This window comes from Sporosarcina sp. Y838 (genome assembly GCF_056786515.1).
The window spans coordinates 43,334-66,412 of record NZ_JBXCJD010000014.1; the positions used below are offsets into that span (position 1 = coordinate 43,334).

A 23,079-nucleotide genomic window follows, 5' to 3' on the forward strand; every position below is an offset into this window, starting at 1 on the left:
TGATTAGCAATAAACATTCTTTTATTTGGGTAAATTGACCTGAAATTCACTTACTCAGGAAGATAAATGATAATTCCCCCACTCCCTATTACGCACTCATGCATATGTTACATAGATGTTCGTATAGGAAGGCGGTGTATGGTATGGGACGTGATTACAAAGGAGGCGAAAGTAACTCTTTCGCTCTGATTGTTGTGCTTTTCATTCTGTTGATAATCATTGGCGCAAGCTTCATCTGTTAATAGAATAAAGCTTTTTCAATCTTAATTACCCATTGAACCACTCTGCTATAAGAGCGCTTAACTCGCGCTCTTTTCACTTTAGTATCAAATTTAATGCAATCAGCTATTTCCTCCAATTCTAACTATGTCACAATTAAAATATGTACATAGGAAAAGTGGACGATGAATCAGATATAGTATCTGGCTCATCGTCCACTTTTATAAGTTTTATTTACTATTTGTTTGATACTTTTTTATCTCCAATTTTGAATGCCAGAATGAACATCAATACATACAAAGATAAAATGATGACCAGTGTGTAATTATGGTTTGCAGTACCATCATAAACAATAGCGATCAAAAGAGGTAATAATCCACCCATGATGAAACCACCTGTTTGCATCATAGCGGTCCACGAGTTTGTTTCTTCCACTGTGTCTGTCTCATCAAGCGGTAAAAGAAGTGCTACTGGAAACAATCCTCCAAGCGGTATCCCCATTATAAACGCGCCTGCGTACATCAGTGGATGTATGCCAGTCCATAATAGACCTAAAGCTATCATACCTGCAGTAAGCATTAGAAAGAGCCAAAACTTACGGGCTGGAAATTTTTGCATTAATAAAGGAATAATGATATTTAAAAAAAGTTGAACTGTTGTCATTATAGAGAGTAACAGTCCAGCTTGTAACAATGTCATTCCGCTTGAAATTCCGAGTGGAGCGAGCCATGTAATGATAGAGAAAAAAGCAGATGATTGTAAACCAAAAAACAGTAAAAATAACCAGGCTTTACGTATTTTCCACGGAGATTTCAGCGTTTTTAAATTCAGCCGGGCAATTTGGGGATTAGACGGAATAACGCTCATGCTTGTTTTCGTTGCCTGGTACCAAACAGCTATACCAACAATAGCAAGTATAGACCAGATACTTAGTGAAAATGGATAAGACTCAGTTGATTCAAAAAATACTGCAGTTAAACCCGCACTAGCCGCAGAACCTACTCCCATTCCGAACGAATAGATTCCAATAACTGATGCAGTACGCTCGGGGAAATACTGTTTTATCATCGCAGAAAGAAGTGGTCCAATAATAGCGATGGCAATCCCGATAAAAAACGCTGTTACGATAAGCACTGGGAAACCGGAAACGAAACCACGCAATCCAGTCATTATCCCAATAATAATTATCATTAAGTAAATTGTACGTTTTAAACCGAACTTACGGCTCATTATGGGGGCCAATGAGGCAAATAACCCCATACAAATGACTGGAACTGCCGTCAAAAGACTTACCTGTGCGTTCGATAACATCAATTGCTCACGAATTGTTTCCAGCATGGGACCAATCGAGGTAATTGCTGGTCTCATATTAACGGAAAGAACAAATATAGCGATAATGATATAAATATTCTTTCTATCTATCAGTTGTTTTGGCATTTCTATTTCTCCTTCAAAATTCAGATTTACAGACTTGTACCCGTTTCAACCAAAATACATAATTTCTTATGAAAGTGTAAATGATGTAATAGTATGTGCAGTAAAAAAAAATTATGGAATACTCCTTAGCTTACCACCTAGAAAGCATGTATTGCTACAATATACCTTGATTTCACACAATCTTTGCGGGCTCCTACGAAGTCAGTATTTCTCAATTCAGCAACATGATTGTTTGTAATATAGAAGCATTCCTAAGAGATTCATTTTTCTAAGTTGTGTGGTAATTCAGAACTGATACGATTAATCAGCGTCGCCGAATTGTTGATATAATATAAGGTATTTCAGATATATCGAATATAGAAACCATATAGAATTAGCATTGTTGCGTATGCGTTTTCTTTCGTGCTATAATAGGAGCATTGTGAATTTAGGAGGATTTTGAATGATAGCAGTCAGTAATGTAAGTCTTCAATTCGGCGATCGCAAGCTTTTTGAAGATGTGAATATACAGTTTAATCCTGGACATTGTTACGGTCTAATTGGTGCAAATGGTGCGGGGAAATCTACATTTCTTAAAATTTTGTCGGGTGAACTAGAACCTCAGTCAGGAAATGTCATTATGGACAAGGAAGCACGACTTGCATTCTTGAAACAGAATCACTTCGAATACGAAGAAAGCGTCGTTCTTGATACAGTTATTATGGGTCACAAACGTTTATATGACATTATGATGGAGAAAAATGCTATCTATGCAAAAGAAGATTTTTCAGATGAGGACGGCATGCGTGCAGCTGAACTTGAAGGTGAATTTGGCGACCTAAACGGTTGGGAAGCAGAATCCGAAGCTGCTATTCTATTACAAGGTCTAGGTGTCGCTGATGAATTCCATCAATTGAAAATGGCTGAACTAAACGGTTCCGATAAAGTGAAAGTTCTACTTGCACAGGCATTGTTCGGTAAACCTGATGTACTTCTGCTAGATGAGCCTACAAACTCACTGGATTTAAAAGCAATTCAATGGCTTGAGGAGTTTCTAATGAATTTTGAGAATACGCTTATTGTCGTATCCCATGACCGTCACTTCTTAAACAAAGTTTGTACGCAAATTGCAGACGTCGACTTTTCGAAAATCCAAGTTTATCCTGGTAACTATGATTTCTGGTACGAGTCAAGTCAACTTGCACTGAGAATGTCACAAGACCAAAACAAGAAAAAAGAAGAGAAAATCAAAGAACTCCAAGCATTTGTTGCCCGCTTCAGTGCCAATGCTTCGAAATCCAAACAAGCAACTTCTCGTAAGAAAACGTTAGAAAAAATAGAGCTGGATGATATTAAACCATCATCTAGACGTTATCCGTTTATCAACTTCCAAATAGGTCGTGAGATTGGGAATGACGTACTAAGCATTCAGGATGTTAGTAAAACTCAAGATGGAAATGTGTTGCTGAAAGATGCTTCATTTACTATTTCTAAAGAAGATAAAGTTATTCTTCTTGGAGATCCACTTGCTAAGACAGCACTTCTTCAACTGCTTGCTGGTGAATCTGATCCGGATTCTGGTGTAGTTAAATGGGGCGTTACGACAACTCATGCCTACCTTCCCATCGACAACAGCGAATACTTTAGAGGCTCGGAGAAATCACTTGTTGAATGGTTACGACAATATTCACCTGATGACCAAACCGAAACATTCCTACGTGGTTTCCTTGGACGTATGCTATTTTCTGGTGAAGAAGTGAACAAGGAACCATCCGTTTTATCAGGTGGAGAAAAAGTTCGTTGTATGTTATCAAAAATGATGCTAACAAGTTCAAATGTACTCCTTCTGGATGAACCTATGAACCACTTGGACCTAGAGTCAATTCAAGCGCTTAACAACGGCCTGATTGCATTTAAAGGCGCAATGATATTCACATCACATGACCAAAAGTTCATTCAAACTGTCGCAAACCGAATCATTGAAATACGTGAAGACGGTTCGATTTTTGATAAGCTAATGAACTACGAAGAATACCTTGAATGGAAAGAATTACAAGAAAAACAAAATAAAAAGAAATAAGCAATTGCCGTTTCCTCTTTACTGGAAACGGCAATTTTTTCTACTAAATGGTGTTTGCTGTCTAATTGGAATATAAAAAATTCTGTATGATAACCGTATAAATGGGTATAACCATATAGAAAGGAGTGTTTTTCATGAGGAGAATAAAGTTTCCCATCTTTTTGTTAGTGATGATCTTAGTCTTTTCAGGATGTTCGAAAAAAGAGCCAACTACCCTTGATAATTCTGGATCAACTCATGGTACAGTTGGAGATAATGTCGTTAACGAAAGTGAAAATGAAAATGACGGTGAAATTCCCCTGTCAGACCTATTTATGCCGGATGGCTCAAAAGCGCATTATCTAGGAGAAGGAAATGAATTTGCAGAACTTGATATCCAGGTGACACGTCCATTCGAAAATTATATTGTCATCCATGAAAACAACGGAGGATCACTTGTTAGACATATCTATAAAATTGAATCTGACAAAATAAGCATCTTAGAAGAAATGACTGTGGAATTGCAAAAAGATTTCCCTTCTCAAGAAGAATTGGATAAGTTAGAGCCGAGTGGTGTTTATCTACAAAAGCCTCTTGAAGCAGGAACTACTTTTGGTACATGGACAATTATTGATACCGAAACAACGATAGATACACCGTATAAGAAATTCGACCATGCGATAGTTATTGAGGAAAAGACTGAGGATTATACCAACCGAAAATATATTGTTGAAGGTTATGGCGAAGTTAAACGGGAATCTATAATGTATATGGATGATGGTGAAGTCGTTGTTACTTCAACTTTGTCAACAATCGAAGAATAGGCTTGAAAAAGAGGCGTCCCTTCTCAGGACGCCTCTTTAAATCAACGTACGTTTCTTAAGTCCAAGTACTATAAATTCTATTTATCTTAACAGAAAGCATCGGGCTTCCCGTCTTTCATCAAGATAACTCCGTGATATAATTGAAGATCTTCATCACAGCCATCGCAGAAATTTATTTCATCCTCAGACCAAAAAGCATAAAAGCAATTTTCTTTCATAGCTTCCCTCTTGTGTTTTGTTCTTAATTCGCTAGACAGTTTTTTAAAATGAGCCTCGGCCAAAACAATATCGTCAAATGAATGGCGTGAACGGATTGTTTCCTCCCATTCATCAAACATCCACCAAGGCTCATAATCAGCTTTCATATATATAACTTCAAACATTTTTCGAAACCTCCCTATGTAACTCGTAGGTGAATGTCCTTCATTTTACCAAACTCCTGCCTAATGTCCAATTAATTGCTTTTACATGCAAATTCAAATGGTAGGTACACAGTGCATTTATCGGGTATAATTGAAGTACTGACATGAAACTTTATTCGTTTTCAAACGTATAAAGTATAAGGTCAAAGGAGGTTTGAACATATTATGAAAGAAATCCAACAATTTTTAACCAGACACTTTATCACTGCACCGATCAGCTTTGGATCCTGGCTATTTTTCGTTCTGGGATTAGGTTTGCATATTGTTGTGGCCACGGGCCTTCTCGTTACAATTTATCTTGGCGGAAACTTCGCTTTGAAGCAAATTCAACATTCATCCAATTTAAAAAAACTCGGGATGTCCCGTTCTGAATACAGTCATATAAAAGACCAAATTACAGGTGCTAAAATTAAAGTCAGAAAACTAAACAGTCTATACGGACAAGTACGCTCAATCCAAGCATTTAAGCAACTGCATGAAATGAATAATCTGTCCCGAAGGATTCTTGGTATTGTCCGTACCAACCCAAGAAAGTTCTATTATGTAGAAAAGTTTTTTTATGCCCATCTTGATTCAGCAGTTGAACTGACTTCAAAATATGCTTTATTGGTCAATCAGCCACTAAAAGATAAAGATCTTCGCATTGCTCTTCAAAATACGCGCGAAACGCTTGGCGACGTTAACAAACAACTAGAGCAAGACTTGAAGAACGCATTATCATCTGATATTGAACAGCTCCAAATGGAGATTGACTTTGTCGATATTTCGATGAAAAATAGTAAAACACCGCTTGAACTGAAAGGAGATACAAACAATGACAGAAAATAACACTTCAAAAACCATTGATGATTTACTAAATAGTCCTTTTGATGTTAAAGAGCCACTCCTCCCCCAAGAAATGCAAACTATCAATAAAGAGCCTGATAAAAGTCTTAAACTGATTGATCGTTTATCAAGTGAGGAAAGGGATAAAGCAAAATTGCTTGCTGAACAAATTCCAGTTGGCAATTACGAGGCAATAATTACGTATGGAGCAAGTGCACAAGGCGAACTCTCAAAGTTCTCATCGCAGATGCTTGATCATGTTCAAAGTAAAGACATCGGTCCTGTCGGTGATGTTTTAAAAGACTTGATGAACAAACTTTCGGAAATAGATCCAGACGATTTGTCCAACAAGAAAAAGTCCGGTTTAAGCAGGTTATTTAATAAGGCTACACGATCTGTACAAGAAATGATGACGAAGTATCAGAAACTAAGTACACAAATTGACCGGATTGGTATCCAACTTGAACATTCAAAACGCGGCCTATTAGACGATGTTCAAATGCTTGATAATTTATATGATCAAAATAAAACATATTTTCAAGCATTGAATATTTTTATAGCTGCGGCTGAATTGAAACAGGAAGAAATTGCTAATGACATTATTCCAAAAATGCGTAAAGAAGCCGAATTATCCAATGACCAAATGGCATTTCAAGAAGTGAATGACATGGCTCAATTTCTAGACAGGTTGGAAAAACGATTGTACGATTTGCAATTATCACGACAAATAACGATTCAGAGCGCACCACAAATTCGAATGATTCAACAGACAAATCAAACACTTGCAGAAAAAATCCAATCATCCATTATGACATCCATTCCCTTGTGGAAAAACCAAATCGCTATTGCATTGACATTGAACCGACAAATGAAAGCAGTCGAGTCCCAGAAACTAGTTACAAAAACAACAAACGATTTGTTGCTGAAAAACTCAGAAATGCTGAAAATCAATTCTATTGAAACTGCAAAAGAAAACGAACGTGGTATTATTGAAATCGATACATTGAAAAAGACACAAGAAAACTTAATTCAAACGATTGAAGAGACGCTTATTATCCAAGCAGATGGTCGTGCAAAACGAAAAGCCGCCGAAGTAGAAATCGGTCGTATGGAAGAAGAACTAAAACAGCGACTTCTTGCTGTCCATGAAAGAACACAAAACCGCCCAGTTTGAAGGCGGTTTTTTTCTCGAAAAATTAAATTTCCACACAGTGTATCCCTTCTATCTTGAGATTTCACCAATTTCAGACAGTCATTAAATAAACTAGCTAAACAGTCTTCCTGGACTTTGCCTTTAAAAAATCACGTATTTCGAATCACAATCGAGAGAAGTTTTCGCAATATCCGTAATGTCTGATCAGTAAAACTATCTACGGAGTTGGAAGATGCGGATTTATTACCAAACATCATTGAAAAGATAGCCTTTTCATCATCTGTGGGTTCTTCAGTCGAGAGAAATAAATGGATGACGGAAATACCTTTTTTTTCAGTTTCCATCACTGCTTCTGCTGTATCAAGTATTCCATTACGATCATAGCCAAATGCAGAAGGTTCTCCATCCGAGAAAACAAGCAGAAATTTATGCTTTTCTTGTCTTCCTGCCAGCTGATTTGCAATCCATCTAATCGCAAATCCATCGCGATTGTCTTCATTCGCATCGAACGATAAAATGGATAGTCCGTTATCATTATAACTATCATTAAATGTGTGCATTAGGCCAAAAACATTTGGCTGTACCTCCTTCGTCGCATGGTATGCATCCTCATAATAAGATGAAATTAAATGTTTTATCCCAAGATGACGGAGTACGTCATGAAACAATAGTACAGCTCCCTTTGTTTCGTCCAATTTATCAAGCATGGATGCTGACCCATCAACGAGCAGACCAAACACGGCATCCAAATTGACAGAAGGTGCATTTTTCCTGTAAAAGGGTTTGGGTCTTTCATCGACGACTAATGTCGTTAACTTTGTTGAAAGCCGGCCTTTCATAAGTCTCTCTCGTCTCGAATCTTCTTTCAAATCGATACGCTTTTTTATTTCTACTACAAAAGATCGGACATATGGCCTTTGATTTTCACGCCAAATGGACAACTTTTGACGATTGTCATCCTCATCCACTACTTCTATCCGTTTCGCTTCGTATACCACGTTCATATGCTCTTTACCGAACATCTTTCCTGCTTTAATTCTGTGATCCTTTTTTTCAGTTTTATCACTCGTATCATCTGTCCATTGGTTATCATCATTACCTTCTGAATTTCCAGATCCAGTTTCTTCAATTGCAGCCCTTTCATCTCCACTTGCAGCATCGTTGGCATCACTTTTCCCGGAGCGTCCATGTTCTAGTTCAAATTCCAGATGAATACCTGATTCACTTTCGCTCTCACGATGCCAAGAACGGAATACTTCTTCAATTGTTTCTTTTGGAGCCTCCTCCCCCTGTTCGGCGTCAGCCATCCCTTTATGATAGTGGAATACCGTATTATCCAGAGTAATGGAGTCTCCAGCTGAATAGTACTGATGCATCAAGTCTTTGCTAAAAGACATCACAACAATCTGTAAAATTCTTTCTACAATTATAATATTGTCTTCGGTACTTCTTGAATCGTATGCTTGTTGTAAAATAGTTTGAATCGTTATGAAATCGACACTGTGTGGTAATACTTCCTCATTCCAGTCAATCGTCATCTCCGTAAATATGCCTTCATGAAGGCATATAAATAGCTGATTCATCAAAGCATCTGCATAGTGGTTTTTATGTATATTTGATAACAAAACACCACGATGGTAATGTACATACGCTTCCCTTCTCACATCAAAAACGCTTGTAGTCCCTACTCTTTCTTTAATAATTAAATCGCTTAATCGAAACTCTTCCAACATCATTACTAGTTCTGAGGCGAAATTTCGCAGTGGTTGTGAGGTGTTTTTTATGTTGAAATTAATCCACGCATTAACGCTGAAATGCTTCCAATAACCCAATGTCAGTAAATATATATCAGAGAGTCTTCCAGCATGAATTATTTCTTCTGTTCGATGACGCCAAAATACGCTCATTGAAATAATTGACTCTTTAGGTCGGAATTCAAGCAACTTTCGCTCGCTTAACTCAAGAAAGGGTGCATCCGCCAATGCACGCCCTAACCGTTCATATAATAAAAGAGTTTTTGCATCAACAGTTTCATCATTGAATTGTATGAATCGATTCATTTTCACCATACTAATCGCCTCATTTCACCCAAGTATCTACTAACTCCATGACAAGTCTGCGTTCGATAACATCATCCATTTTTTCTGCGATAGCGTACTGAACAGCACGTTTTGTGGGTATATGTTCCGCTAAGCCGATTGCATCCAGCAAACTTCTAACTGATGCTGCTTCATCGGACAGCAGTCCATTCATGACTTGTTTTTTTAAATCATTACTGATATGAAGGAATGTCTCGATAAGTTTCTTTGATGCATTCGGATGAGAATTTGTGATGACTGCTTCCAATTGTGCTCCACTCAAATAAGGCACTGTAAATGATACAAAACGATTTTTCAAGGCCTCGTTCATTGGAGAGGTTCCTACATACCCTTCATTTATAGCGGATATAACGGTAAAATCTTCATGTGCAAAAACCACTTCACCAGTAAAAGGATTCGTCAGCATGCGGCGATGATCAAGGACACTATGAAGAATAGGCAACGTTTCTGGCCTAGCCATATTGATTTCATCGATGTATAAGATATGTCCTTTTTTCATGGCTTGCACTACAGGACCTTCAACGAATTCTATAACCGTCTCCCCTGCCTTACTAATAATCGTTTTAAAACCAAGAAGCGCTTCCGCATCTAAATCGACAGAACAGTTTATACTTTGCATTGGTTGATTGAAATAACTTGAAATTGTCTGCGCTAATTTCGTTTTTCCAGAACCAGAAGGACCTTTCAATAGAACAGGTTTTTTTAATACGATACTAATTAGCACATCTTCCCATAAATTAGGATTAGGGGATACATAACCCCCTTCTTGTATTAATCGAATCGCTTCTTGACCATGTGCCTTTTTCGACCGAATTTGCTTTTCTTTTTCTACGAAAGCGTTCATGGGTAGTCCTCCTATTAAAAAGGCCGCATGCCATAGAGTGGCTAGCGGTCTTTTAGTTATTGTATTGTAAATAAATTTCAACATAGAGACTTCACATCATATTATTCAAAATATGTTTTGTAATAGCCCCCGACTTTCCCAGAGTTATCAAGTATGAAAATGAACTCATCAGTCTCATTTTTCACTTCATACTCTTTACCAGGTGTCAGAACGTTTGTAACTACATACTTTTCAGCCTCTGCATGTTTACAAACAACAGTACGGATTGCAGGTGCAGTAGTCCAATCTTTGAATGTCATAGCCTATCACGCCTTTCTTGTGGAATGAATAAGGAAAAATCGACCCGCTAACAGTAACGGGTCGATTAGTAACTATTTCTACGAATTAAGAACCAAGAAGAAGATCTTCAGGATTTTCAATTAATTCTTTTACCATTTTCAAGAAGCCAACTGAATCTTTACCATCGATAACACGGTGGTCATAAGATAGGGCCACATACATCATCGGACGGATTTCGACATTGTCTCCAACCGCAATCGGACGTTTTTGAATTGTATGCATTCCAAGGATTCCGACTTGAGTTCCATTCATGATTGGTGTTGACATTAATGAACCGAAGACTCCACCGTTTGTAATTGTGAATGAACCACCTGTCATGTCAGCAATCGTAAGTTTGTTATCGCGTGCTTTTTTCGCAAGTTCAACGATAGAACCTTCGATTTCAGCAAAGTTTTTACGGTCTGCGTCAATAACGTTCGGTACAACTAATCCTCCATCAGTTGAAATAGCGACACCGATATCATAGAAGTTCTTAAGAAGAATTTCATCTCCGTCGATTTCTGCATTAACGTAAGGATATTTCTTAAGCGCTGCTACAACTGCTTTTGTGAAAAATGACATAAAGCCTAAACGAACATCATTCTGATCGAAGAATTGGTCTTTCTTACGTGAACGAAGTGCCATAACGTTTGTCATGTCAATTTCATTAAACGTTGTAAGCATTGCAGTAGACTGCCTTACTTCAAGTAAACGTTTAGCAATTGTTTGTCGACGACGCGTCATTTTCTCCCGAGTTATACGACCATCATCTACTACATCTGCTTTTGGAGCCGCTGCTGCAGCTGGTGCTGCTTTCGGAGTTGTACCATGAGCTTCTACGTCTTGAACACGAACGCGTCCCATTGGATCAACTGGTGATACTGCTGCAAGGTCGATGCCTTTCTCGCGAGCCAGTTTACGTGCTGCTGGGCTGGCAATCGTTCGTTCAGAACCGCTTGCATCTTCGGTAGCTGCTGGAGCAACTGGTGCTGCTTCCACTTTTTGAACAGTTTCTGCCGTCGGTGCAGCTGGAGCTGCCGCTGCTGGTGCGCCTGATCCAGAACCAACAATTGCGATGACTTGTCCGACAAGTACTGTATCGCCTTCTGCTGCGAGATGCTCTTGAACAACTCCAGCTTCTTCAGAAATGATTTCAACATTTACTTTATCTGTTTCAAGTTCAACGATGAACTCACCTTTTTCAACACTATCACCTGGTTGTTTCAACCATTGTGCAACCGTTCCTTCTGTAATCGATTCTGCAAGTTCTGGTACTATAATTTCTGCCACAATAAATTCCTCCTCTAGTCTACCGTTACAATGAGTTATAGCTGCTATTTAGTATAACTTCACTTTACTTCTTCAATGCCTCATCCAAGATGCGGTTCTGTTCAATTTTATGAGATTCTCCGTCGCCTTCAGATGGGCTCGAACGGTGAATTCTTCCTACGTAAGAAACTTTCTTATCGCCTGCAATTTCACGGATATAATTGTTTGCAAAATGCCATGATCCCATATTCTTAGGTTCTTCTTGTACCCAAACGAGATCTTTTACATTAGGATAACGTGCAATAATATCACTGATTTTTTCAGCTGGGAACGGATAAAGTTGTTCCACACGTACGATATGCAAATGATCATAACCTTTGCCATCTTTCACTCGTTCAGCAAGATCAATTGCCACTTTACCACTTGCGAACAGGACTTTCTCGACTTTGTCGGTCTTCTTGCCTGTTCCTGGTTGTTCGAGTACGGTTTGGAAATGACCCTCTGTCAAATCGTTGACGTCAGCACCGACAAGCGGGTGACGAAGAAGTGATTTAGGCGACATAATCACGAGCGGACGCATTGACTTTTCTCCAAGCATTTTTGCTTGTCTGCGAAGAATATGGAAATAGTTTGCAGAACTAGAAAGATTTGCGACCGTCCAATTATTTTCAGCACATAGTTGTAAGTAACGTTCGAGCCTAGCACTTGAATGTTCAGGTCCTTGGCCTTCGTATCCATGCGGAAGTAGCAAGACTAATCCAGACTGTTGGCCCCATTTCGAGTAACTAGCCGAGACGAACTGATCGAACATGACTTGCGCCATATTTGAAAAGTCCCCGTATTGCGCTTCCCAAATAGATAACACTTTTTGGTCTTCTAAATTATAGCCAAATTCATAGCCGACAATTGCTGCTTCAGTCAAAGGACTGTTATATGCAACGAATGAAGCTTTTGAACCGCTGATATGATGGAGTGGCACTAATTCATCACCAGTTTTTTCGTCATGTAGTACAACGTGACGATGCGCGAAAGTTCCACGCTGCACATCCTGACCTGTCATGCGAATTGGGTTTCCATCTTGAAGAATAGCACCAAATGCTAGCGTTTCAGCATGAGCCCAATCGATTTTTCCTTTTCCATTGAATGGTTCTTCACGGCGTTTCAGAATTTTACCCAGTTTTCCGAACACATTAAAGCTGTCAGGGTACATGAGCAACTCCTCATTCATGCGACGCAAGTTTGCCTCATCCGTACCAGTTTCAAGGTCTCTTGGATATCCTGCGAGAACTGCTTCAGGTGTAGCATTTGAAAGAAGTGTTTTTTGTGCTGTTTCTTCTTTAACCCTGTCGTATGCAGCTTGCATCGTTGCAAAAACATCTGAATCGAGTTTCGTCACATCTTCTTCAGTCATGATGTTAGCTGAGGCTAGTTCAGAACCGTAAAGTTCACGAACCGTCGGATGCTCATGTATTGTATGATACATTACCGGGTTCGTAACAAGGGGCTCATCCATCTCGTTGTGTCCATAACGACGATAGCCGAGAAGGTCAATCAGAATATCTTTGCCAAACTTTCTACGGTATTCAAATGCGAATGAAGCTGACGCGATAACTGATTCTGGGCTATCCGCATTGACATGCAGGACGGGCACTTCATACCCTTTTGCAGGATCTGATGAATAATGCGTCGATCTAGAATCGTAATATTCCGTCGTGAAGCCAATCATGTTGTTCGCAATGACGTGAATGGAACCGCCTGTTTTAAAACCGCGTACACGGCTGTAATTGAATGATTCAGGAACAATACCTTGTCCTGGGAATGCCGCGTCTCCATGAATGAGTACAGCGTATGCAGCATCAGGGTCTTGTACAGGAATACCAGGATTATCCGTGTTTTCCTGTGCAGCTCTTGTCTGCCCTGTAACAACGGGATTGACGACTTCCAAGTGTGAAGGGTTATATGCAAGAAAACGTTGCATGCCTGATTCGCCTTTATAGAGAGCACCCATATGGTATTTCACGTCACCGAACCAGCCCCGTGTCGTTTCAAGTGAACCGTCAGCAGGAAGGAACGGGTCTTCAGGGACACCCGCAAATTGTGCAAACATCATTTCATAAGGTTTATTTAAAATATGCGTTAGTACATTCAAGCGGCCGCGGTGCGCCATCCCGATCAATACTTTTTTCATTTTTTGTTCTTCAGAAAGACGTACGAGTTCGTCAAGGAAGACGACAAGTGTATCAAGTCCTTCAATAGAGAATCGTTTCGCCCCGACGAAAGTACGGTGGATGAATTTCTCAAACCCTTCGATTTTCGTCAAGCGTTCGAGAAGTGCTTTTTTCTCATCTGCGGAAAATATTGTGGATACATTTCCATTCTCGATTTTGGATTGAATCCAGTTTCGTTCTTCTTCATCAATTACGTGATCGAACTCATAGGCGATTTTACCCGTATACAAGGACTTTAAGTAGTTTACTGCTTCAAGTCCGTTTTCTACACTGGATGGGACATTTTTGAAGAAGAGTGAAGCTGGCATTGCCTTCAAGTCATTTTCAGAAAGTCCATAAGTGGAAAGCTCCAGTCGTGTTGAATCTTTTGGACGATCACTGAGCGGATAGATATCTGCTGCTAGATGTCCGTATGTACGGATGGCAGACTGCAACTGATAAGCGGATAATACTTTTCCGAAATCTCCGGTAGATACTGCTTCCACCGATTTGTTATGTCCCAAATCGTTCATTTCAGGCGCACCAAAACGGCTGAACATCTCGGCAAGTTCAGCATCTACAGACTCAGGTGACATTTTGAAGAGTTCGTACATTTCCATTATATACCCAAGGTTCGGACCCGAAAAAGCAGCATACGGGGAACGATGGGCGTCAGCATTATTCGACATGTAAAATGACCTCCACATTTGCCAACAGGCATATTGTGTTTATATTTTAATTCTTGTTAATATTACCACGCAAACACTTTAACTGAAAGGGTTTAGCGTTAAAATCATTAACTTTATTACCACGAACAAGAATACACCGAATTTTCATGCCTTGCAACTATTCGAGATAGAAGTGAAGAAAGATAGAATCTCCATTCCAACTATTTCCGGTGTGACAAGATCATTTCGACCATTTCTTCCGGTATTATAGGTGAAGCGACTTTTTTCATATTTTCTATCAAGATATCCTTCTTTTCTACAAAAGAGAAGAATTCTTCGGATAGTGGACTAAGCCCTACATCTTCTTCTTTTAACACATGCGCAAGACCGAGTGATTCGAAATAAGCAGCATTTAAAATCTGATCCCCTCTACTCTTTGCAGCGGAGAGCGGAATAAGTAGCATTGGTTTTTGTAATGCCAGCAATTCAAAGATTGCATTCGAACCCGCTCTTGAAACCGCAAAATCAGATGCCGCCAATAAATGTGGCAGATCGTCCGTCACATACTCGAATTGACTATAGCCGGAGGTACTATCGAGCGTTTCATCAAGGTTACCTTTCCCGCAAAGATGGATTATATCGAACTTCGACAAAATTCGAGTCAGATCTTGCCGGACAGCTTCGTTTAATACGGCCGAACCTTGACTCCCCCCCATAATGATCAGCACGTTTTTTTCTCCTGATAGACCCGCAATACGCAAACCTTCTTTTCGGATACCATCGAACAATTCTGGTCTAATGATGGCACCTGAACACGTCGCTTTCCCAGTAGGAACATAATTCAGCGTCTGTTCGAACACCGTAAAGATATGATTTGAAAAAGGTAATGCCATTTTGTTAGCAAGCCCTGGCGTCACGTCAGATTCATGGATAACGACAGGCACTTTCGTCATTTTCGCAGCTAATACGACAGGGACTGAAACAAATCCGCCCTTAGAAAAAATGATTTCCGGTTTGATTTTCCGGATGACTGCTAATGCCTGGATAACACCAGCCCCGACACGGAAAGGATCCGTGAAATTTTTCATAGAAAAATAACGACGCAGTTTCCCGCTTTGGATGGCATGATAAATCACTTCAGGATGACCATCACCAATCAATTCCTTTTCGATGCCTTCGTGGGAGCCTATATAATGGATTTCATATCCTTTTTCGCTGAATACAGGGATAAGTGCTTCATTCACAGATACGTGTCCTGCTGTACCGCCCCCTGTTAATAATATAACCGGCGTTTTAATGTCCACTCACCTCTTCTACATTAAGAAATATGCTACAACTTTACGTTACCTCTTTGCTATTATAGCAAACGTAGCATGGTATAATAGTGTTTAATTGAAGAATAAAGGGTGATTTGTTTGGAAACTGCAGTTCCACTAAAGAAAAAATTGGTAAGATTGGCGACAATCGTATTGCCGATTCTGGTTACACAAGTAGCTCTGTATATGATGACGTTCTTCGACATCCTTATGACAGGTCGATATGATACATACCACCTTGCAGGCGTCACAATCGGATCTTCTTTCTGGATACCCGTCTATACAGGGCTTGCTGGAATTTTAATGGGGCTTACACCGATTATCGCTCATCTCATTGGAGCCCGTCGGAAAGATGAAGTAAAATTTTCTGTACAACAAGGACTCTACGTGTCTGTTGCCCTCGCTGCTATTGTATTTCTGATCATTCGATATGGAGTTTCACCGATACTTGAATCGATGCCGCTTGAAGAAGAAGTTCGAGTTGTTGCGGCCGACTATTTAGAAGCGATGAGCTTAGGGCTATTTCCTCTTTTTGCCTATACTGTATTACGTTGTTTCTTCGACGCACTCGGCGCAACGCGCGTTTCAATGGCCATTATTCTTTTATCTGCACCTCTCACGATCTTTACGAACTATCTTCTAATTTACGGGAACTGGGGCTTTCCCGAACTCGGTGGAGCAGGAGCGGGATATGCGGCTGCGATTACCTATTGGCTCATTTTCTTCATTGCCTTTGGTGTCGCCTGGAGACACCAATCATTCAGTGACTACCAACTGTTTAAAGCATGGGGGAAGATTTCATTCAGAAGATGGAAAGAGATTTTATTTCTCGGCGTGCCGATTGGGATTTCAATCTTCGTAGAAACGAGTATTTTTTCCGCTGTAACACTAATGATGAGTAACTATTCAACCGCTGTTATTTCCGCACACCAGATTGCGCTTAATTTCACATCACTTTTGTATATGCTGCCAATGAGCATTTCGATGGGCGCAACAATACTTGTCGGTCAGGCTGTCGGTGCAGGACAGATGCGCGATGCTAAACAGTACAGTTATCTCGGTGTTGGGCTTGCCATTGCGTTCAGCTTTGTGTCAATTGCGATTCTTCTCGTTTTCAGGGCTCCAATTGCTTCCCTGTATACCACAGATGGACAAATTATCGGATTGGCAACACAGTTCTTCATCTATGCCGCGCTGTTCCAAATGTCGGATGCGATACAGGCTCCTGTCCAAGGTGCATTACGGGGCTATAAGGACGTCAATATGACATTCATCATGGCGATTGTCTCCTACTGGGTCCTTGGTTTACCCATCGGCTATGTGATGGCGACGTTCACTGATCTCGGTCCGTATGGTTACTGGGTCGGACTCATTGCCGGACTGACTGTGGGTGCTATCACGTTGACAATTCGACTCATCTATATTCAGAAAAAGAAATTCAGTTAAAAATGAAACCCGCGATGCATATAAGCTCGCGGGTTTTCTATGAATTCAATTCAATATACCTGTCCGCGTAATTTCCGCCTCGACCTTAACATTTATGTCAAGTTCCGAAAACGTATCATGCCATTTCCCTTTGTTCCATAAGTTAGGATGGAAGGCGCGAACTGTCCTGCCGAAACCAACGGCATCACTTTTAGCTTCTTGCAATTTTTTGATTACTTTGTTGAAATCCCTTGTTAGTTCTTTCGAAAGGAATTCCTCTACTTCTTTCCTTGTTTTTTCTTCATCCAGATGATCGTTAGAAAATTCCTCTACATTGAATTTCATTTTATAAGTTGCATCGATCTTGCCGTCCCGAATGTCCCATTTCCGTTTATATCTGGACAGTTCAACCGTAAGTGGATGAGATTCACCGTCTTTTTTCCACATATATGTGAACAGCGCATATTTTCCGGGTTTCTTTTCAAGAACTTGGACGATTATGGATTCCTTCTTGTCTAATGTGTGTCCCGTGAAAACTTTATCACTGAATAAAGCTATACCCGACACTTCAGGAGCACCCGTCTTTTCGGACATTTTAATGAAAGGCAGTGTAAGGTTAATTCCATCGTCAATTATCCTTCTGGCAACGTTCTGAATATCAATGTCTGGCAGAACAGATAACGCTATGTCAGTTTCTAAAATGTCGTGATAGTAATCAGGTAATTCTATGGTAAGCTTTTCTGACTTCTCCATATATGGAGTCATTTCCCCTTCTACAACCGCCACTTTAGTGCTCATCCGGTTACGTGGCGTTCTGTAGATTGCATCAAAAGTCTTTGCTATATCCGACTTCGCTGTCCCTTCAGTAATGAGTAGTACTTGCAAGTGCGACAAATCAAGAGTTTCACTGGACTTTACATTTGCATCAAATCGCGTATCCCTTGCGGAAACACCGGTTCCTTCAACAGTCGCATAACTGATGGATTCATTGGCTATCTCGGAGAAGGAGTAGTATCCCGTGAATTTCCCTTCCTCTTCCTCAATACCCATGAGCGGGACGATGGAGGTCTCCTTGTATAATTGTTCATCCCAACATCCTGCCACCAGGAAAGAACATGTGATGAAAATGACTGCAATTTTCTTCATTTCTCTTTCCTCCTATTCACAATGATGACGATGGCTGGAATAATGATAGCAAATAGGAGATGCACATAAAGGAGTACGTCATTCAATATTTCTATATGCTTTTTTGACACAAAGATTACGGGCAATAAAACAAGTAATACATGCCAAATAATTACATCCCTTTTCTGATGCTTTTTTGCATGGAGCCGGTGAACATACAAAGCGGAAAAAGAGTGGATTGCAACGGTAATGATGCTCCAAATCATCCAAATGTAAAGGAAAAACAAGTCGAGACGCTCGACAAAAGTTACTTCCTGGGATTTCAAAATATAAAGAAGCGGTTCCGGGATTGTTTGCAAGCCGGTGAACGTGAAATATAATATTGTAATCATGATGGACATAAAGAAGAACGAAAACCATGTCATTTGGTAGACGAATAACGGGAAACCTTTTATTTTCTCCTTTACATCGACGTGCCTTCTGAAAAACAAATATAATTCAATTCCTATGAAAGCAATCTGTGCCTTTATAAGACCTCCAGCCCATTCCTTTCCAGTCGCTACCCCTAAAGGAAAAATGTTCGTCCATACGAGATCATCCCAAGCAAACTGTAGAAATATCATAAAAAGAATGATGAGCGGGATAAGAATGACCGTTAAATTAATGACAGTTTCTGCCCTGCTCAAATTTGCATACAGCGATACACTAACCATCGTCGCTATGGTGATAATTTGAGGTGTTTCCGGGAACCCCCAGACTGCAAGTGTATAGTCGATGTATGCAAGATATGATACCGCAACAAAAAGCCAGTAACCTTTATACAACCAACCGACGACAGGACCAATAGTAAAACGCTTATAATACCGTTCATAAAAGAGTAGTAGCAAGTAGTGAAGGACTCCGGCAACGAGAAATACAAGCCACGCTTCCCTGCCCGATGCAGTAATGAACGGTGATGGAAAGGAAAAGAATGACGATCCGGTCTGTATAATGAAAAGAAGTAGAAAAAACTGAAGCCTCGACAAATTGAAATTCAAGTTTCTTCACCGTCCTTCTGCTTCTGCTTCTGCTTGCCCCCTCCTCCGTGCGTTAATGTCTGTTGTTGCTTATGGTTTTTATAATATGGAACCCTAAAGAATACATTTTTAAATCGAGAAGGGTCGAATGGAATCACCGGTGACAAATAGGGTTGTTTCAGTGAAGACTGATTCATCATATGGATAAACAGGATAAGTGTCGCGATAGCGATGCCAAAAAAACCAAAAAGAGTTGCTGCAACCATCAACGGATATCTGATGAGTCGGATTGCCGTGTTCATTTCAAGATTTGGTACGACAAAACTTGCAATTGCGGTCATCGCCACGACAATGACCATCAAATTTGAAACGAGTCCTGCAGTAACGATTGCATCTCCGATAACGAGGCCTCCTACAATACCAATTGTAGGCCCAACCGGTGCCGGTAGCCTGATTGTCGCTTCGCGGATGACTTCTATGAAAATCTCCACAATAAGCGCTTCAAAAATAGGACGGTACGGAATATCTTGTACAGCAATTTTGACTTTTTCACTTAGTTGAAACGGCAAAATTTCAGAATGGAAACCGATTACCGCAATATAAAGTGCAGGCAAGAAAATAGCTATCATGAAACAAAATAATCTGAGTATACGAAAGAAAGATCCGACATAGACACGTCCATTAAAGTCGTCCGGTGACTCGAAAAACGAAAAAAAAGTAACTGGCGCGACGAGCGCTGCAGGTGATTCGTCGGTAAAAATGGCTATCTTACCTTCCAGCAAATTCGCGACAACACGGTCTGGCCTTTCCGTGTTAAGGAACTGTGGGAAAGGGGACCAAACGGAATCCTCCAAATAATCTTCGATTTGTCCAATGCTGTGTACTTTGGGTGCATCGATATCTTCCAGACGACTTTTAACGTCTTGAACAACATCTTTATCAGCGATCGACTCAATATAGACATACGTGATTTTCGTATTCGTTACTTTACCAATCCGAATATCCTTTACGACTAAATCCGAAATTGCAAGACGCTTGCGAATGAGGGATATATTTTTGTCGGTGCTTTCTACGAAGCCTTCATGGGCACCCCGAATGACAAATTCATTAGTGGGTTCAGACGTTGATCGAACTTCATAAGCTGGTATCGTAATTGTCATAATCAGGTTGGTCGCAGGGTAATAGATTGCAACAAACCCGTTTGTAACACTTTCGATCAATTTCGGTACTGAAAATGCTTCCACACTCGATACGGCAGTTGCACCCCAATCTGGAAGCTCACCAATCTCGCGTTTCCCTATAATATCGATTTGTCGATTCACTTCACCACTATCCATCATCGTATTAAAAAAGCAGACGATGCCGAGCCCATTTTTCAAATTGACTTCCCGTACGATAAGATCCGTCGAATCATGGAATAAATTTTTTATGTATAAAATCAAACTGTCATTCGACTTCACTTCACTCATCATACTCACCTCTATTAAGAGTATGCGCAACGTAAAAAAGTTTTAAACTTTTTCCGAAAGTGTGTCTAGGATGCAAAAATCTATTTGGTTTACATAACTATATTATCTGACATACTCGAAAAATATGAAATGGTTAAAAACAATTTTAATGGTTAGCTAAAACTAGAACAAAATAAAAAAGAGTCATCCTCTGTATCGGAACGCTTCCAGTGCAAAGGACGACTCTTCAATCATATTATTTTTGAATAAACTGTTGTGTCCAGTAATTACCGTTTTTGTCATAACCGATACCAATGTGAGTGAATCCAGGTGTTAAGATATTTTCTCTATGTCCTGGGGATTCCATCCATCCTTTTACAACCTCTTCAGCTGAACGTTGACCCATCGCAATGTTTTCTGCTGCTGATTTATACGAAACGCCATTTGCTTTCATCTGATCAAACGGTGAACCGTATGTTGGGCTAGTATGTGAAAAGTATCCTTTTGAAGCCATATCTGTCGACTTTTGACGTGCAGAATTCATCAACTTATCATCTGTTTGCAATGGATTAAGACCTGCTTTTTGTCTTTCCACATTTGTTAAGTCCAGTACTGCTTTTTCAATCGCGGAAACAGATGTGTTTTGCGCTGATTCTACTGGTTTAGTAGGTGCTACTTCAGCAGGTTTTTCCGGAGCCGGTGCTGGCGTTGGAGCTGGTTTTGGTGCCGGTACTGGTTTAGTAGGAGCAGGTTTCTGTACTGGTTTTTCCTGTACTGGTTTTTCTACTGGTTTTTCCTGTACTGGTTTCTCTACTGGTTTTTCCTGTACTGGTTTTTCTACCGGTTTTTCCTGTACTGGTTTCTCTGCCGGTTTTTCCTGTACTGGTTTCGCTACCTCTTTATTTGTTTCATACGATTTTAACAAGCTGTAAAATATTCCGAAATCAATATCTTTAACGAACTTTGGATTATAGGAAAAAGATTGTTTCTCCTCCCCTATGTACCATTGAATATACTGTTGTACTTTTTGCACCTGTACATTGTTTTCTGAATATGAAGCCTCTACATTATTGTTGTTCGGCAGTAATAGCGCCGAACCGAGCATGAGTACTGCAATCGATTTTTTCATCTCATTACTCCTCCCTTCGCAAACTATCATAACGCGGAAGAGAATCAGATTTTCGGTTTTTATTACCAACCTATCCAGTTCCTAATCAAGTGTCTTATCAAGAGAGTTCATGATTCATGGTATTGGATAACTTTGGGCGACTATCTTTATATTTCATCTGAAATGGGGTTGACACCCTCGTAATATATTGATTCTATTCCTTCACCGATGACAACTAGACGAGCCTCCATTTTAACGTATTCTGGCATCCAGTTGACCATTCCGTAAGCATATTGAAATAAATACGGGTTTTTAAATCCGTTGATCGGAACATAACCTTTCATTCTATAGACTGTTTCCGGTAATGATTTTACCCAGTTCTCAAACTCTTCTTTATTAACGCTATTCGTAAATGTTAGAAGATGGTTAAAAGCGTAGTGTGTACAATCAATTTAAATGGTTTGCTAAAACTGTAATATAATAAAAAAAGAGTCATCCTCTGTACTGGAATGCTTCCAATGCAAAGGACAACTCTTCGATTATATTATTTTTGTATAAACTGTTGTGTCCAGTAATTACCGTTTTTGTCATAACCGATACCAATGTGAGTGAATTCAGGTGTTAAGATATTTTGTCTATGTCCTGGTGATTCCATCCATCCTTTTACAACCTCTTCAGCTGAACGTTGACCCATCGCAATGTTTTCTGCTGCTGATTTATACGAAACGCCATTTGCTTTCATCTGATCAAACGGTGAACCGTATGTTGGACTAGTATGTGAAAAGTATCCTTTTGAAGCCATATCTGTCGACTTTTGACGTGCAGAATTCATCAACTTATCATCTGTTTGCAATGGATTAAGACCTGCTTTTTGTCTTTCCACATTTGTTAAGTCAAGCACTGCTTTTTCAATCGCGGAAACAGATGTGTTTTGCGCTGATTCTACTGGTTTAGTAGGTGCTACTTCAGCAGGTTTTTCCGGAGCCGGAGCCGGCGCTGGTGCTGGTTTAGTAGGAGCAGGTTTCTCTACCGGTTTTTCCTGTACTGGTTTCTCTACTGGTTTTTCTTGCACTGGTTTCTCTACTGGTTTTTCCTGCACTGGTTTCTCTACCGGTTTTTCNGTTTCTCTACCGGTTTTTCCTGTACTGGTTTCTCTACTGGTTTTTCTTGCACTGGTTTCTCTACTGGTTTTTCCTGCACTGGTTTCTCTACCGGTTTTTCTTGCACTGGTTTCTCTACTGGTTTTTCCTGCACTGGTTTCTCTACCGGTTTTTCCTGTACTGGTTTCTCTACTGGTTTTTCTTGCACTGGTTTCTCT

The 23,079-nt window shown here is 39.9% G+C and carries 19 protein-coding genes and 1 pseudogene; 6 read left to right on the top strand and 14 right to left on the bottom strand.

What is annotated here, in order from left to right:
- Positions 1-104: 104 nt before the first annotated feature.
- Complete coding sequence (locus tag AC1TO4_RS14940; RefSeq protein ID WP_482102583.1) at positions 105-242, top strand: YjcZ family sporulation protein; 138 nt, start codon at positions 105-107, stop codon at positions 240-242.
- Positions 243-456: 214 nt separating this feature from the next.
- On the opposite strand, the gene AC1TO4_RS14945 is transcribed toward AC1TO4_RS14940, so the two are convergent.
- Positions 457-1,656, bottom strand: a complete 1,200-nt coding sequence (locus tag AC1TO4_RS14945) for an MFS transporter (protein ID WP_482105991.1) — start codon at positions 1,654-1,656, stop codon at positions 457-459.
- Positions 1,657-2,098: 442 nt separating this feature from the next.
- Between AC1TO4_RS14945 and AC1TO4_RS14950 the strand changes: the two genes are divergently transcribed.
- Together AC1TO4_RS14950 and AC1TO4_RS14955 are read left to right on the top strand one after the other, a co-directional pair.
- Positions 2,099-3,715, top strand: a complete 1,617-nt coding sequence (locus AC1TO4_RS14950) for an ABC-F family ATP-binding cassette domain-containing protein (RefSeq protein WP_482105992.1) — start codon at positions 2,099-2,101, stop codon at positions 3,713-3,715.
- 134 nt (positions 3,716-3,849) lie between these two features.
- Positions 3,850-4,518, top strand: a complete 669-nt coding sequence (locus AC1TO4_RS14955; RefSeq protein ID WP_482105993.1) for a hypothetical protein — start codon at positions 3,850-3,852, stop codon at positions 4,516-4,518.
- An 86-nt stretch (positions 4,519-4,604) separates the two neighbouring features.
- On the opposite strand, the gene AC1TO4_RS14960 is transcribed toward AC1TO4_RS14955, so the two are convergent.
- The gene (locus AC1TO4_RS14960; RefSeq protein ID WP_482105994.1) at positions 4,605-4,901 is read right to left on the bottom strand and encodes a DUF1033 family protein; all 297 of its coding nucleotides are present in this window, start codon (positions 4,899-4,901) and stop codon (positions 4,605-4,607) included.
- A 204-nt stretch (positions 4,902-5,105) separates the two neighbouring features.
- Between AC1TO4_RS14960 and AC1TO4_RS14965 the strand changes: the two genes are divergently transcribed.
- Both AC1TO4_RS14965 and AC1TO4_RS14970 read left to right on the top strand, forming a co-directional pair.
- Positions 5,106-5,768, top strand: coding sequence for a 5-bromo-4-chloroindolyl phosphate hydrolysis family protein (locus AC1TO4_RS14965; RefSeq protein WP_482105995.1), 663 nt, complete (start codon positions 5,106-5,108; stop codon positions 5,766-5,768).
- A complete protein-coding gene (locus tag AC1TO4_RS14970) occupies positions 5,755-6,939 on the top strand; it encodes a toxic anion resistance protein (RefSeq protein WP_482105996.1) in 1,185 nt (394 codons plus the stop codon). Before AC1TO4_RS14965 ends, AC1TO4_RS14970 begins: the two co-directional genes overlap by 14 nt.
- A gap of 128 nt (positions 6,940-7,067) precedes the next feature.
- Here AC1TO4_RS14970 and AC1TO4_RS14975 read toward each other — a convergent pair whose 3' ends face one another.
- From AC1TO4_RS14975 to AC1TO4_RS15000, 6 genes are all read right to left on the bottom strand, one after another.
- Complete coding sequence (locus tag AC1TO4_RS14975; RefSeq protein WP_482105997.1) at positions 7,068-8,987, bottom strand: vWA domain-containing protein; 1,920 nt, start codon at positions 8,985-8,987, stop codon at positions 7,068-7,070.
- Between the two features lie 10 nt (positions 8,988-8,997).
- Positions 8,998-9,861, bottom strand: a complete 864-nt coding sequence (locus AC1TO4_RS14980) for an ATP-binding protein (RefSeq protein WP_482105998.1) — start codon at positions 9,859-9,861, stop codon at positions 8,998-9,000.
- A 101-nt stretch (positions 9,862-9,962) separates the two neighbouring features.
- Positions 9,963-10,160, bottom strand: coding sequence for a DUF6501 family protein (locus tag AC1TO4_RS14985; protein WP_482102592.1), 198 nt, complete (start codon positions 10,158-10,160; stop codon positions 9,963-9,965).
- Between the two features lie 85 nt (positions 10,161-10,245).
- Positions 10,246-11,469 carry a 2-oxoglutarate dehydrogenase complex dihydrolipoyllysine-residue succinyltransferase gene (gene odhB, locus AC1TO4_RS14990; protein ID WP_482105999.1) on the bottom strand — a complete coding sequence of 408 codons (1,224 nt, stop codon included), beginning with the start codon at positions 11,467-11,469 and terminating at the stop codon, positions 10,246-10,248.
- Positions 11,470-11,533: 64 nt separating this feature from the next.
- Positions 11,534-14,344 (bottom strand): 2-oxoglutarate dehydrogenase E1 component, encoded by a 2,811-nt coding sequence (locus AC1TO4_RS14995; protein ID WP_482106000.1) that lies wholly within the window; start codon positions 14,342-14,344, stop codon positions 11,534-11,536.
- 200 nt (positions 14,345-14,544) lie between these two features.
- Positions 14,545-15,621, bottom strand: a complete 1,077-nt coding sequence (locus AC1TO4_RS15000) for an undecaprenyldiphospho-muramoylpentapeptide beta-N-acetylglucosaminyltransferase (protein WP_482106020.1) — start codon at positions 15,619-15,621, stop codon at positions 14,545-14,547.
- A gap of 117 nt (positions 15,622-15,738) precedes the next feature.
- Between AC1TO4_RS15000 and AC1TO4_RS15005 the strand changes: the two genes are divergently transcribed.
- Positions 15,739-17,085, top strand: a complete 1,347-nt coding sequence (locus tag AC1TO4_RS15005; protein WP_482106001.1) for an MATE family efflux transporter — start codon at positions 15,739-15,741, stop codon at positions 17,083-17,085.
- Between the two features lie 45 nt (positions 17,086-17,130).
- On the opposite strand, the gene AC1TO4_RS15010 is transcribed toward AC1TO4_RS15005, so the two are convergent.
- The 6 genes and pseudogenes from AC1TO4_RS15010 to AC1TO4_RS15035 form a co-directional block, all read right to left on the bottom strand.
- Positions 17,131-18,210: a Ger(x)C family spore germination protein gene (locus AC1TO4_RS15010; RefSeq protein WP_482106002.1), complete on the bottom strand. Its 1,080-nt coding sequence runs from the start codon at positions 18,208-18,210 to the stop codon at positions 17,131-17,133.
- Complete coding sequence (locus AC1TO4_RS15015) at positions 18,207-19,226, bottom strand: GerAB/ArcD/ProY family transporter (RefSeq protein ID WP_482106003.1); 1,020 nt, start codon at positions 19,224-19,226, stop codon at positions 18,207-18,209. Before AC1TO4_RS15015 ends, AC1TO4_RS15010 begins: the two co-directional genes overlap by 4 nt.
- On the bottom strand, positions 19,223-20,674 hold the full coding sequence (locus AC1TO4_RS15020; protein WP_482106004.1) for a spore germination protein: 1,452 nt from the start codon (positions 20,672-20,674) through the stop codon (positions 19,223-19,225). Before AC1TO4_RS15020 ends, AC1TO4_RS15015 begins: the two co-directional genes overlap by 4 nt.
- Positions 20,675-20,909: 235 nt before the next feature.
- On the bottom strand, positions 20,910-21,782 hold the full coding sequence (locus tag AC1TO4_RS15025; protein ID WP_482106005.1) for a CAP domain-containing protein: 873 nt from the start codon (positions 21,780-21,782) through the stop codon (positions 20,910-20,912).
- A 146-nt stretch (positions 21,783-21,928) separates the two neighbouring features.
- Positions 21,929-22,213 carry a CobW C-terminal domain-containing protein gene (locus AC1TO4_RS15030; protein WP_482106021.1) on the bottom strand — a complete coding sequence of 95 codons (285 nt, stop codon included), beginning with the start codon at positions 22,211-22,213 and terminating at the stop codon, positions 21,929-21,931.
- Between the two features lie 92 nt (positions 22,214-22,305).
- Positions 22,306-22,701: pseudogene (locus AC1TO4_RS15035) on the bottom strand (CAP domain-containing protein); the annotation flags it as partial.
- Positions 22,702-23,079 lie beyond the last annotated feature (378 nt).